Origin of the sequence: Acinetobacter sp. 102 (genome assembly GCF_037028485.1) — a bacterium.
In the GTDB taxonomy this organism is placed as follows: domain Bacteria; phylum Pseudomonadota; class Gammaproteobacteria; order Pseudomonadales; family Moraxellaceae; genus Acinetobacter; species Acinetobacter higginsii.
The window spans coordinates 52739-66210 of the sequence record NZ_JAZEZK010000012.1 but is presented as its reverse complement, the minus strand read 5'-3'; the positions used below and the strand labels follow the sequence as shown (position 1 = coordinate 66210).

Annotated in this window: 10 protein-coding genes; 6 read left to right on the top strand and 4 right to left on the bottom strand. The window is 41.4% G+C overall.

Annotation, left to right across the window (positions count from 1 at the left end):
- Position 1 precedes the first annotated feature (1 nt).
- Positions 2 to 1111, bottom strand: coding sequence for a muconate/chloromuconate family cycloisomerase (locus WA352_RS13305; RefSeq protein ID WP_033133180.1), 1110 nt, complete (start codon positions 1109 to 1111; stop codon positions 2 to 4).
- Positions 1112 to 1215: 104 nt separating this feature from the next.
- Between WA352_RS13305 and catM the strand changes: the two genes are divergently transcribed.
- From catM to WA352_RS13275, 6 genes are all read left to right on the top strand, one after another.
- Positions 1216 to 2133 carry a cis,cis-muconate-binding transcription regulator CatM gene (gene catM, locus WA352_RS13300; protein WP_004654826.1) on the top strand — a complete coding sequence of 306 codons (918 nt, stop codon included), beginning with the start codon at positions 1216 to 1218 and terminating at the stop codon, positions 2131 to 2133.
- 290 nt (positions 2134 to 2423) lie between these two features.
- The gene (locus WA352_RS13295) at positions 2424 to 3689 is read left to right on the top strand and encodes an OprD family outer membrane porin (protein ID WP_033133179.1); all 1266 of its coding nucleotides are present in this window, start codon (positions 2424 to 2426) and stop codon (positions 3687 to 3689) included.
- A 320-nt stretch (positions 3690 to 4009) separates the two neighbouring features.
- Positions 4010 to 6844, top strand: a complete 2835-nt coding sequence (locus WA352_RS13290; protein ID WP_033133178.1) for a TonB-dependent receptor domain-containing protein — start codon at positions 4010 to 4012, stop codon at positions 6842 to 6844.
- A 60-nt stretch (positions 6845 to 6904) separates the two neighbouring features.
- Positions 6905 to 7252 (top strand): DUF3649 domain-containing protein, encoded by a 348-nt coding sequence (locus WA352_RS13285; RefSeq protein WP_033133177.1) that lies wholly within the window; start codon positions 6905 to 6907, stop codon positions 7250 to 7252.
- Between the two features lie 4 nt (positions 7253 to 7256).
- Entirely contained in the window at positions 7257 to 8954 is a 1698-nt protein-coding gene (locus tag WA352_RS13280; RefSeq protein WP_033133176.1) for a PepSY-associated TM helix domain-containing protein, read from the top strand.
- Positions 8954 to 9289, top strand: a complete 336-nt coding sequence (locus tag WA352_RS13275; RefSeq protein ID WP_033133175.1) for a DUF3325 domain-containing protein — start codon at positions 8954 to 8956, stop codon at positions 9287 to 9289. Before WA352_RS13280 ends, WA352_RS13275 begins: the two co-directional genes overlap by 1 nt.
- A gap of 85 nt (positions 9290 to 9374) precedes the next feature.
- Here the strand turns inward: WA352_RS13275 and WA352_RS13270 are convergent, their stop codons facing one another.
- The 3 genes from WA352_RS13270 to WA352_RS13260 form a co-directional block, all read right to left on the bottom strand.
- Positions 9375 to 11900, bottom strand: coding sequence for a TonB-dependent siderophore receptor (locus WA352_RS13270; RefSeq protein ID WP_033133174.1), 2526 nt, complete (start codon positions 11898 to 11900; stop codon positions 9375 to 9377).
- A gap of 66 nt (positions 11901 to 11966) precedes the next feature.
- A complete protein-coding gene (locus tag WA352_RS13265) occupies positions 11967 to 12923 on the bottom strand; it encodes a FecR family protein (RefSeq protein ID WP_033133173.1) in 957 nt (318 codons plus the stop codon).
- Between the two features lie 22 nt (positions 12924 to 12945).
- Positions 12946 to 13461, bottom strand: a complete 516-nt coding sequence (locus WA352_RS13260) for a sigma-70 family RNA polymerase sigma factor (RefSeq protein WP_033133172.1) — start codon at positions 13459 to 13461, stop codon at positions 12946 to 12948.
- Positions 13462 to 13472: the final 11 nt, after the last annotated feature.

Sequence of the window (13472 nt, the reverse complement as noted above, 5' to 3'; positions counted from 1 at the left end):
ATTATTGACGACGTAAGTTGTCGATTTTGTCTTCGTCCAGTTCAATACCGAGACCAGGGCCAGTTGGAATTTTGAGTTCAAAATTGCCATATTGAAGCGGTGTTTTTAAAATTTCTTCCGTGAGTAACAGTGGACCAAACAGTTCCGTACCAGCGGCTAAATTGCTAAAAGTAGAGAAGGCATGTGCGGAAGCAATGGTGCCAACTGGACCTTCCAACATGGTACCACCGTAAAGATCGATCCCTGCCAGATTGGCAATTTTCCCGACTTCACAGGCTTCAATCAGACCACCTGATTGGGCAATTTTTACTGCAAACACTGAGGCGGCATTGCTTTTTGCCAGTTGATAAGCACTTTGCGGACCGGTTAAAGATTCATCTGCCATAATGGCAATATCGAATTTACGGGTCAAACGTTGCATAGCATCAATATTATGAATCGCACACGGTTGCTCAATCAGATCAACACCGCCATCCTGCAGCATTTGAATCCCTTTAATCGCATTCAACTCAGACCATGCACGGTTGACATCGACACGGATCGAAACTTCTGCACCCAATGCTTGTTTAATTGCCAGTACATGTTCAACATCCTGTTCAACTGGGCGCGAACCGATCTTGAGCTTGAATACATTGTGACGTTTTAACGCAACCATTTTTTCTGCTTCAGCAATGTCCTTTTCAGTATTGCCTGAGGCTAAAACCCAAAGTACAGGAACGCTATCACGTAGGCGCCCACCTAACATTTCACTGAGTGGTAGACCTAAACGTTGTGCCTGAATATCCAGTAGCGCCGTTTGAATAGCACATTTAGCAAAGCGGTTCCCATTGATACTGTGTTGAATGGCCTGTAATGTCTGAGCCACATTAAAACTGTCCAAAGTTTTTAACAATGGCGAAAAGTAATGCTCAATATTGGTTTTGACACTTTCAGGACTTTCATCTCCATAACCCAAGCCACCAATAGTCGTTGCTTCACCCCAACCAATCAAACCATCTGCTGTTGTCACTTTAATGAGGACTAAGGTTTGGGTTTGCATGGTTGCAACCGCCATCTTATGTGGGCGGATGGTTGGAATCTCGACAAGTAGGGTTTCTATGGATTTATACATCTTTGGTATTTCTTTCGTCCTAAGCTATTTACATACCCTAAATTAATGTAATATCTATAACTAGGCTGAATTTGGTATTTTTAGATACTTAAAAGGTATATTAAATGGAATTAAGACATCTTCGTTATTTCGTGACGGTGGTCGAGGAACAGAGCATTACCAAAGCCGCAGAAAAGTTATGCATTGCGCAACCACCATTAAGCCGTCAGATCCAAAAGCTGGAAGAGGAACTCGGTATCCTGTTATTTGAACGTGGTTCTCGACCTGTGAAAACCACAGAAGCGGGACAGTTCTTTTATCAGCATGCGGTGCAGATTTTGACCCATACTGCTCAAGCGGCTTCCATGGCAAAACGTATTAGCACGGTAAATAAGATTGTGCGTATTGGCTATGTCAGCTCATTACTTTATGCGTTATTACCGCAAGTGATTTATTTATTCCGTCAAAATCATCCTGATATTCAGGTGGAGTTGATTGAACATGGTACCAAGGATCAGATTGAAGCATTAAAGCTGGGTAAAATTGACTTAGGTTTTGGACGTTTAAGAATTAGTGATCCTGCAATTAAACGGATTTTATTGCGCAAAGAAAAACTTAAATTAGCCATTCATAAAAACCATCATTTAACCCGCTTTATCGATCAGGGGATTTATCTGTCCCAGATTATTGATGAACCTATTTTTTCTTATCCCGCGACCCAAAAACCGAATTTTTCCACCTTGATTCAATCGATTTTTACCGACTTGGGTTTGGTACCTAAAGATATGGTCGAGGTACGTGAAATTCATATGGCGCTTGGTTTGGTGTCATCAGGTGAGGGGATTTGCCTGATTCCAGAAAGTGCCAGTGACATTGGTATGAAGAATCTGGTGTATATCCCAATCTTAGATTTAGAAGCTTATACACCGATTTCATTGGCAGTGCGCAATATGGATCAGAGTCCGTATCTACCGCAGATTTTAGAATGCATTAAGCAAGTATTTGAAGAAGAAGGCATTCCGATCCAACTAGAGGGTGATTAAGCAGCTCTAGGCACCAAGTTTATTTATCAGCGGTCATCATGATCGCTTTTTTAATTGTGGTGAAAATGATCTAAAACTAGACTTAAAAGGTATAACTATATACTTCATTATCTATGGAAAATTACATTAATAATTCAAATAATAGAGTGTGTCCAATATTTGCTCAAATATATCTTTCTGAATTTATGTCAGTTTTAAAGGTATCGGCAAGTATGGTCTCAGTTGTGAGGACGGTCTTAACTCTCAGCGTGAATGAATAAGAATTTCAAATACTCAGGAAAGGATTTCCCATGTTAAAACCAGATACGCTGTATAAAGCACAGCGCGTAGCACTGTATACACTCTTTGGCTGTCTAAATATCAATGTGGCTTATGCAGATTTTTTTGAAGACAGTGAAAAAAGCATTTACCTGCGTAATTTTTATTTAGAACGGGATTTTGAAAATACCAATAAAGATTTGGGTAGTTGGTCTCAGGCGATGACAGGACGTTTTGAATCTGGTTATACCGATACACCAATCCAAGTCGGTTTGGATTTGGGGTTTCAATATGCATTGCGTTTAACAGATCGCTACGATGAACGTCTGGATACCGTATTTAAATACGATCAGCACGAAGGTCGGCAGGAGCGTGATTATTTAAAATTAGGCGCGACTTTAAAATTTAAATATCTCAATACTGAACTGAAAGTCGGTGAGCTTTTCCCCAAAACACCGGTACTGTTTATTGATGATTCTCGGCAATTGGTCACCACTTATGCGGGTGCAATGCTAGAAAGTAAAGATATCAAAAACTTAAAAGTCTCGGCAGGGCGTTTTACCCATGTGAATGCTCGAGATGATGATGAATATCGAAAATTTACCTTAGGCAACTCGACAGACCCAAACAAAAGAAGTGATGGGCTGAATTTTCTGGGTCTCGATTATAATTTTACCCCTCAGTTGACGGGTTCTTATTGGTTTGGGCAGCTCGAAGATATTTATCAACAACAATATTTGAGTGCGGCTTTTACGGAAACGGTCAACAAGAGCAAGCTTAAAGTGGACGCCCGCTATTTTAACTATAAAGAAGATGGGGATGCCTATTTTGGCGATATTGATGTCCAGTCAATCGGTCTGCAAGCCAGTGTGCAAAATGGACCACATACCATTTTGACAGGTCTGCAAAAGCATATGGGTGAGGACAATATTCCCTTGTTGAATGGTTATGTACCACAAGCTTATTTACAGAGTTGGTCTGCAATTGCTTTCTACAAAGCCAAAGAGTTCACTTGGCATGTTTTATATAGTTATGACTTTAAAGAACAAGGTATCCCTGGGCTAAAACTGACATTACGCTATTTAAATGGTAGTGAAATCTATCGTGAAGGGTTTAAGGATAATAAAGAAACCGAGAAAAATGTGATCGTCAATTACACCGTACCTGAAGGTAAACTAAAAGGCTTGGGCTTTGAATGGCGACATATCCGAGCTGATATTAAATATGGTGCAGGCAATAACCCCGGCACAGATTTTGTCGAAAATCGAATTATGACGACGTATACACATAAGTTTTAATTGTAGATTCAATACAAGAATTGAACAGCCCATCTCATTCAAATTCGTGAATAAGATGGGCTTATTTTTTTAATCATAATCACAAAAACCTGCAAACACTTAGCTCCACATTTTTCTAAAATTGGACGTTCTATTCGTTATTAAGACTGATTGATCACCTTACCTGATCTCATAAGCTTTTGTTGTTATTGATCACTTTAAAATATGGAGGAATATGGGGCGCTAATGTTATTATTGATAATAATTATCATTATTATTGTCATTTTTGTTTGTTTTGTGTATTATTCACGAAATTTTTAATAATGAATTAAGGTTCTTACGTGTTAGAACAAAATAACTCTCTCAAATCATCTCAATTTATTAGAACAACACTCTGCACTTCAGTTTTATTGGTGTTGTCATCTCCACACGTATTTGCACAGGATGGCGCAGATAAAGCCTCGACGCTGCCGACCATTGCGGTAACTGCAAGCAAGACCGATGTTGCCTATAAATCGGGCAATATGGATATTCCGCGAAGCGAAGACGATGTCCAAGCCTATACTATGATCGAGCGGGAAGAGATTGAGCGCTCAGGTACTACCACAGTCACCGAGTTGTTGTCTAAAGTATTGCCAATGGCAACCTCAACCAACAATTCCAGTTATTTCTCAGGCACATCAAGTCAAATTAATTTACGTGGACTTGGTGCCAGTCAAACTCTAGTGTTGATTAATGGCCGCCGTAGCGCAGGAACAGGCAGTCGTGGTACTTCTGAATCCACCGATCAACCCAATTTAAATAATATTCCTTTGGCTGCAATTGAACGGATTGAAGTATTACCGACATCAGCTGCTGCGATTTATGGCAGTGGGGCGATTGGTGGTGTCATCAATGTAATTTTGCGTAAAGACTATGTTGGCACCGAAGTGAATCTGCGCTATAGCGATACCGTGGATAATCAACAACCCGCCAAATCTTTTAATTTGGTTTCAGGTTTTTCTCTGGAAGATGGCCGTACCCATGTGATGTTGACGGCTTCCAAAAAAGATCAAGATAGTTTGTTAGCGAGCGAACGTGACTGGAAAAGTAAATCACGCCAAAATATTTTAAAAAATAATCCAAATAGTCTTATTGGGGACAAGGTCAACCCGCCTGCAGGCAATTTAACTAATATTCGTAGTAAAGATGGTTCTGAATTAGTGCCAGGATGGGGCTCATCTATGGCACATCTTCCAAAAGGTTGGAATGGCGATCTGAGCAAACTGGGTCAAGGCTATGCATTGGGTTTGTCAGATGGGGTGAGTGGCTGGTCAGGTAAAGAGGGATTACTTTACGATACCAAGACCGAAGCCTTTGGTCTTTCTTTAAATCGTGATTTTACTGATCGTCTGAATGTATTTCTTGAGGCGGGCTATGAAAAAGAAGAGGGTTGGTCATTTAATACATCACCGCACGGTTATAACGTGGTAACAGTGAGCAAAGATAGTCCGCATAATCCTTTTGGCAAGGATATTCTGGTGAATTATCCAATGCGTTTGGATAGCCTAGGTGGCTTTGCCAAGGACACCTTTGAAACCACCCAGAAGAAAGTTGCGACGGGCTTTACCTTTGACCTGACACCAGAATGGATACTCTCGGCAGATTATGCATGGAGTAAATCGGATATTCGTCAACGTTATACACGTCAAGGCAGCAAAAATCCGAAAGCCAGTGCATGGAACAAAGATACCACTAATAATGCAATTGATTTTTTGCAAGATTTCACCACTACACCAACCGACCTAATTTCAAAATACTGGAACTATCCAAAAAATAATACACAGCAGACCTTAAATGATTTCTCAATTCGAGCCACAGGTCCAATTGCAAAATGGTATGCAGGCGATATTCGATTGGCAACGGGGATTGAGCATCGCCGTTATGAAAGTGAAGGCTTTGCGGATCATCAACATGTCGACAATCCTTGGGTGAAGCCGACTGAACGTAAGAGCAATGCATCCAGTGTTTACACGGAATTTAACATTCCCCTGATTTCCCCTGAGCTGAATTTGCCTTTCGCCAAATTACTGGATGTGCAATTGGCTGCACGTTATGAGGATTTCAATGTCCAAGCCAAGATACCGCAATATGACAGTAAAATTGATCCTGCTACGGGCTACCGTTCCAAGTTCTTAAATTATAGCGATTCGGGTAAATCAAAATTTGATGCGATCACGCCAACAGTAGGTTTCCGCTTCGCACCGAATGACCAATTGATGTTCCGTGCGTCTTATAGTGAAGGCTTTGTTACACCATCAGTTTCTCAAATTTCTCAAGCGACTTCGACCCAAGTGACGGGTGCGACATTAACTGATCCAGCAACGGGAAAAATTATTAGCACCTATGAAAGCATTTCTGGGGGCAATCCAGATCTGACGCCAGAAAGTTCAAAAAGTATTAATGCTGGGATTGTGTTAACCCCAGAGGCGATTCCTGATTTACGCCTATCGATTGATTATTACAACATCAAAAAAACCAATAATATCAGTTCGATCAGTGCGCAATATATTTTAGACAATCAAAGCAAATATGGTAGCCGCATTCAACGCAATCAAGCTGGCGATGTGGTTTCAATTGATATCACGCCATTCAACGCTTTAAACCTTAAAACCAGTGGGATTGATACCAATTTAAATTATCGCTTCGATAGCGTGATTGGAGAAACCACCTTTAATTTGGGCTATACGCATGTTAATGAATATCGCCAACAACATAATTTGATTGACCCAGAGAAGAATTTTGTCAGTGTGGTGGGTGGTGCGGTATCCGATGCACCGCTAAAACATCGTGCCAATGCCTCTATTTATCTACAAGCCAATGACAATTGGGGCTTTGGTTGGGCAAGCCAATATTATGGTTCTTATGACATGGTTAATGCGACTGCGATTTTGAATCAAACGGGTCGTGCCGATCAAAAATTAAAAATCGAAGATCAAATCTACCATGACATTTTTGCCAAAGTGAAATTGCCGAGCAGTAAGTTGCTAAAACACAGCTCAAGCGAACTGAGTTTCGGTATTCAAAATTTATTTAATGATTACACGGTCGACATGTCTGGAACGCAATCATACCTCAGTAAATACAGTGATGTCCGTGGTCGCCAATATTATCTAAACCTTAAGTTTTCTTTCTAATCTTCCTGAAATGCAGGTGGCGATTATTTTGCATCATCGTCGCCTGACTAGGTGTCTTTTATGAATATTGAAGCGTCTGTGCCCTTGGCCACCGCCAAAAGGGTCACGAAAAAGAAGGTGGAACAATCATCATTGATTAAATATCGATTGATGATTTTTTCACGTTTTGTCTTGGCTATTTTTGGTGGTTATTACTTTGCTGCGATTGCTGCAATGTTAATGGGGGCTCTGTTTACAGCTGAACCTTCCAAAGCCAATGCCGTGTTTGGGGCGACCATGCTGGCATTTGTGATCCATTGTGCCGTGTTCATTTGGGTATTTCTGGTCAACTCGACCTTGAAAGTCTGGTTAGGCATTATTGTTCCCAGTGTATTGATGACGTTGATCTATTGGTTTTTAAAAGGGTAAAGTCATGCGTGTTGATGGTAAAAATGAAGGCCCTCGCCAATCCATGTCATGGTTACATACATGGACAAGCCTGCTCTTGGGATGGCTGCTTTACGCCGTTTTTCTGACGGGCACGCTCAGTTTTTTCCAAAATGAAATTACGGTGTGGATGAAACCTGAATTGCATCAGTCTGTGAATAATACTTCTCAACAGCAACAATTGGGTTATGCATTACAGTATTTGCAGCAAAACGGGCAGCCTGCCGAAAGCTGGAATATTCGTTTTGCCAATAAACGTCAACCTGCCATTATGCTGAATATCCGTAAGCCAGGTGAAGGTCGCCGTCGTGGTGGTGAAATCTATTTAGATGCTCAAACGGGCCAAGAGATTAAAGCGCGTGAAACTCGGGGTGGTGGTTTCTTGTATCGCTTCCATTTTGAACTTTATGGCATGCCACGTATTTGGGGGCGTTGGATTGTTGGTATCGCAACCTTATTCATGTTTGTCGCAATTATCAGCGGTATTATCACTCATAAAAAGATTTTCAAAGATTTCTTTACTTTCCGCCCAGCCAAAGGTCAGCGTTCATGGCTCGATGCTCATAATGCAACGGCTGTGTTTGCCTTACCTTTTCATATCATGATCACCTTTAGTGGTTTGCTGTTGTTAATGTTCATGTTTATGCCTTGGGCGATGAACAGCCATTATGGAAGTGGGCAAAATTTCTATCAAATGCTGAATGAACCTGTTGCCAAAACACCTGAGCAAGCACGTTTATTGGCAGAGCAAAAACAAAAAGAAGCAGCAGAGGAAGGGCATGGCAATCGAGGGGGTGGCCGTCGTAGTGAGGCCGAACAGGCACTGCCTGTACTTGCAGCAGCACCGATGGTGAATTTGCTGACATTGAGTCATTACGTTCAACAAGGTTGGAAAGATAACCCGATTGCTTCAATTCGAGTGAATAAGCCGAATACCGTTGAAGCTGATGTTGAATTTAATGCAACCCGTACTGCCACATTGCTTGATCGAGAAAGCATTCCTTCCATGAAGTTTAATGCGGTGACAGGACAACTGCTTGATGAAGCCAAACCTGTTAACTCGGCATCAAAAGCCATTTATACCTTGGTGACATGGTTGCATATGGCACGTGGTGTGGATTCAGTGTTGCGTTGGTTGTTATTTTTATCGGGCATATTAGGCACCATGATGGTGGCTTCTGGTCTGATCTTATGGGTGGTGAAACGGATTCCAGATGTACAGAAATTGGGTTATAAGCCTTTTGGTCATCGTCTGGTTGAAGTGCTGAATATTACCGCAATCACAGGTCTACCAATTGCCTGTGCAGCCTATTTCATTGCCAATCGGTTTATCCCCGCTCAATTGGCCGAACGTTCTCCACTAGAGATTAATGTGTTCTTTATCGCATGGCTTGTGTGTTTAATTCATGCGGCTATTCGGGCGCATCGTCCCGCATGGTTGGAGCAACTGGCTTTAGCCGCTGTACTGTTCCTGTTTATGCCAATCCTAAACTTCTTAACAGGTGGGCAGGCGCTGTGGATGAGTATCTATCATGGACAATGGATGATCGCCAGTTTTGATCTGGTGTGTATTATTTTAGGTCTGATTTTTATTTATTCTTATTACAAGTTAAAGCGTTACCAAGGCTTAGCTGTGAAGCAGAAAAAACAGCCTAAGGTTCAAGCTGGACAGGAGCAAGTATAATGGCAGCATTGATGTTGTGGTGTGTTGCTGTGGTGGCTTTATCAGCACTTGCCTGTGGGATGAGTAAGCATCAGCGCGATATTTTTAGTGCTCAGATTTCAGCGCAAAATAGTCGACAGTTTGAAATCGCAGGTTGGGTAATGCTACTTATTTCTGCATTGGTCATGATTTATTTTAAAGGTGCTTCAGTTGGTTTGTCTGAATGGTTGGGTTGTATCACCTTTGCTGCTTTGGCAGTGGGATTATTATTAACCTATCAACCTAAAAAACTGTTGCAAGCCAATGTGATTGTGACTGTTGTATTTGGGCTGCTGTTTATTGTGGCCTTGATTTAAGATTTGTTTGTATTGAAGTGACATAAAAAGAGGAAACGAAAGTTTCCTCTTTTTATTGGTGAATGAAACATAAGACTAGCTTAGCTTACCAGTCATATTTTAAACCCACACGGAAATTGGTTGGCGCACCATAATAACTATTGGTGGTCGCCAAATGATATTTCTCATTGAAAAGGTTATTCAAATTGAAATTCACCATAAGTTGATCATTCACTTTATAACGTGCCATCAAATCGATTAAAGCATAGCTGTCTTGCGTAAATCGCCCCGTTTTAGAGACTGAATTATTTTCATAAATTTCACTTTGCCAACGAACACCACCACCTACTGTAATTGCTTCATCCAGATAAGGCAGGGTATAGGTGCTAAACAGTTTGACTGTATTATTTGGAATACTGGTGTCTAGGTTTTTGCCCTTATTGTCTTGAGACAGATTACGCGTAAAACTTGTTGAAATCTGCCAGGCATCGGTGATTTTGCCTGTTGCTTCAAGTTCAAAACCACGGCTTTCAGTTCCCGATTCAGCTCTATAAGCTTGAGAACCATCAGGTGCTTTTGCGCCCGTGATGGCGACAGCTTTATTATCTTCCTTAACCTGATAAATGGCTGCACCAATATTTAATTGATTGTCGAAGAATTCACCTTTAATGCCCAATTCGGTACTGTTACCGATGATGGGTTCGATATAGCTGCCCGTTATGGTTTTCTTATCTTGAGGTGAGAAAATATTGGTATAGCTGGCATAACCTGTCCAATGTTCTGTGAAATCATAGGTTAGACCGATATAAGGAATGACCTTTCCTTTTTCTTCCTGTTTGGTGTGTTCTGTAGAATTATTTTCATTGTTATGTTCACCAGTGACACGTTCCCAGTCTTCAACACGTGTCCCCAAAATAACTGCCAGATCATCACTTGCTTTTAAACGTACTGCACCAAAAATGGATTTGCTACGATCATCACCACTGTACCAACCATCGATTTGAGTGGGTGGACGACTTGGCGTACGACCATCCCATGCAAAGATATTATCGAGCTTACCTTCCCATGACATGCCATTGTTCCATCCAGAGTAGGTTGGGCGTTTGTTTTTACTTTGTGTATAGGTTGTTCCCAAAACAACTTCATGAGTTTGACTAAATAAATCAAATGAACCATTCAAGGTTAAATTAAATAGATCTTGGGTTGGGCGATAATCCCAGCGAGTGGCGTACAGCATGGCACCACTACCTGTAGCTCTATCAATTCCTGTATTTGAAAAAGTGTAGCCAACAATTTCATCTGAATCAGTAATGGTACGTGACACCACGCCTTTTAACTTCCAACGGTCATTCAATTGATGTTCAATATCTGCAAAGAAAGCAGTTGTGGCACGGTCAGAACCTGTCCAGCTTGCTGCCGCTGAATCCGAGCGTGACCAATCAATTAGAGAACCATCGGTATAAAAACTTGGTAAACCACCACGTGCCACACCAGAAAGATTCATTTGTTGGTAGCTCACACCGAGACTACCTTTGGTTTTTGCACTGAGATCTGTTTCAACTACAGCATAGGCAACTTTGCGTTCTTCATTATAACGGTCAATATAAGAGTCTGAATTTTGGTAGGCAAATAGGGTACGACCACGAACACTGCCTGAAGCATTTAAAGGGCTGGATACATCAATATCGGTACGGTAATAATCCCAAGAACCTAAATCTGCACTGATAGAAGCTTTAAAATCTTGTAAAGGCTTTTTACGAACCATGTTAATACTGGCACTGGCTGTACCTGAGCCGGTCATCAAGCCATTGGCACCACGAACCACTTCAACACGATCAAAGAGCGCCATATCTTGACTCTGGAAAATAGCCTGATAGGAACTCATGAGTTTGACGCCATCTAGAAGATAGTTATCTACTTGTTGACCGCGCGCATAAATTGGCGAGTTATCACTACCGATGTTACCACCTTGTTTAATCGAAAGACCTGCTGCCTGACTAACTACATCGGTCAGTTGGGTCAGGTTTTGATCTTTCATTTGCTGATTGGTAATTACACTGACCAGTTGCGGTGTCTCTTTGAGGGTCAGAGCCAAACCCGTTGAGGCTGTTGTTGCCTTAGCTGTATATGACCCAGAGCCTTCTGTGGTGAGGTTTTGACCTTTATCCGCACTCAAGTGAATCGTCGCTAATTGAGCTAGGCCAGTTTCGCTACTTTGATTTATATTCGCCGCATTTGCCTTAGTATGAATCGCTTCTAATTTAACGACTTTAGGTTCAACCGCTGCTACAGTTGCTTTGGCTTGAATACTGTATCCCGCATTGGCAACTTTGATGGCTTCAAATGCATGCGGTTTAAGCAAAGTCTCTAAAGCAGTTTCTACTGAATAATTTCCTTTTAGTGAAGCACTTTTTATTTTAGAGAGTGTGGTCGAGTCATAGCTGATGGTGGTGCCTGTTTGAATCGCGAGCTGTTTAAGTGCTTGATCGAGTGTGGTTGAGCTAATCGAAATCTGATAAACAGTGGCAGCATAAGCAGAGGTTGTTGCAATGCTGGCAATACTGAGTGGTATGCCCCATAAGATTGCGCGTACAGCCAACGCCAAGGTAGTTTTCGCCTGATAATCCTTCATGTGGTCTTCTCGATTGGGAGTGTATTTCTCTATAAGTCGGACAAGATCAAAAAAAGGATCATCTTTTTATCTTTTTTTTATTTTTAATAAATAAGGACTGTAATAACTCAACTCAAGTTGATGGGTATAGGCCAGTGTTTCTAGGCTTTGTTGAGGATTCTTTAATGAAAAAACGCCTGAAATACGAAGGTCTTTTAACGCTGGCTCGATGAAATAAGTGCCTTTTTTATAACGATACAGTTCACTAATGACTTTTTCGAGTGGCCATTGTTCTACCACCAGTAATTGCTGAGTCCAGTAGGGTTGCTCATTATTCAATGGTAAAGGTTTAGAGACCTGTTGACTGTTGAAATACGCACGTTGACCTTGCTGTAAAATTTGCCGTTGTCCAGAATCCTGCGGCTGTAAAGCGACCGCATGTTGATACACTTTGACCCGAGTTTGATCATGATGCTCTTGTCGTACCGTAAACTGAGTACCCAAGGCCTCAATTGCACCATCTTTGGTCTTCACCATAAAGGGGCGATGTTGCGGATCTTTGGCGGTTTGGATATAAATTTCACCTTCGATCAGTTGAATCTGTCGAGTCTGTTCGGAGAAATTCACGTTAATATAACTGTCACTGGCCAAGATCAAGATTGAACCATCTTGCAGTGCAACAGTTTTAATTTCACCAACCTCAGTATGGTCATCAGACTGCCATTTAGCCCAAGGTAACAAATACATTCCGCAGCCGATAACCAACAATCCTGAAAGGTTCAACAGCATATTTCGTTTTGCAGTCAGATTAAATTTTTGCTTGGACTGGACTAAAGAATCTGAGGGAAAGTGGTTGGATAAACCTGTTAAGCCATGGGTAAATTTATTGATTTGCTGAATGGCTAGGGCATGTTCTTGCTTTTCTGCTTGCCAATGTTCAAATTGTTGTTGCTGTAACGCAGTCATTTCACCTGAATGTAATAGCACTAGCCAGTCTGCGGCTTGGTCCAAAACATGATCAGGGATTTTAGGAGCTTGAGACATAGCAGCAAAGCAAATTCAGCAATTAATCGGTCTGATTATAAAGACTTATGCAGGCCAAGAAAGCCTGTTTCATATCTCTTTTGACCGTTGCCTCTGAAATATCCAGTTTTTCACTAATTGCACGATAGGTCAGTCCATCCAATTGCGATAATAAAAACACCTGTGCGGTACGTTGAGGTAGCTTTTCCAGCATCAAATGCACTTGATAAAGCGTTTCACAAATACAGACTTCGTATTCAGCTGAGGGATAGTATTCTTCTGGTAGCTGTGCAAGGGCATCTAAATACAGGTGTTCTACATGCTGATGCCGCCAATAATCAATAATCACATGCTTGGCGATGCCCATTAACCATGCCTGAGGTTCTTTAATCTTTTCAAAGCAATAGTCACTTTTTAAGGCACGATAGAACACTTCCTGACTCAAGTCTTCCGATTGATGGTGATGCTGTAGTTTGTGCTTAAACCAGGACAACAGTGTGCTTTGTTGCGATTGATAAACGTGGCTAAACCATAACTGTTTTTCTACATTCAGGTTCATAGCAAGGAGTC

What these genes read in the sequence shown, in the direction of transcription:
- WA352_RS13305 (WP_033133180.1), bottom strand. Translation starts at nt 1,111, where the DNA reads ATGTATAAATCCATAGAAACCCTACTTGTCGAGATTCCAACCATCCGC.
- catM (WP_004654826.1), top strand. Translation starts at nt 1,216, where the DNA reads ATGGAATTAAGACATCTTCGTTATTTCGTGACGGTGGTCGAGGAACAG.
- WA352_RS13295 (WP_033133179.1), top strand. Translation starts at nt 2,424, where the DNA reads ATGTTAAAACCAGATACGCTGTATAAAGCACAGCGCGTAGCACTGTAT.
- WA352_RS13285 (WP_033133177.1), top strand. Translation starts at nt 6,905, where the DNA reads ATGAATATTGAAGCGTCTGTGCCCTTGGCCACCGCCAAAAGGGTCACG.
- WA352_RS13280 (WP_033133176.1), top strand. Translation starts at nt 7,257, where the DNA reads ATGCGTGTTGATGGTAAAAATGAAGGCCCTCGCCAATCCATGTCATGG.
- WA352_RS13275 (WP_033133175.1), top strand. Translation starts at nt 8,954, where the DNA reads ATGGCAGCATTGATGTTGTGGTGTGTTGCTGTGGTGGCTTTATCAGCA.
- WA352_RS13270 (WP_033133174.1), bottom strand. Translation starts at nt 11,900, where the DNA reads ATGAAGGATTATCAGGCGAAAACTACCTTGGCGTTGGCTGTACGCGCA.
- WA352_RS13265 (WP_033133173.1), bottom strand. Translation starts at nt 12,923, where the DNA reads ATGTCTCAAGCTCCTAAAATCCCTGATCATGTTTTGGACCAAGCCGCA.
- WA352_RS13260 (WP_033133172.1), bottom strand. Translation starts at nt 13,461, where the DNA reads ATGAACCTGAATGTAGAAAAACAGTTATGGTTTAGCCACGTTTATCAA.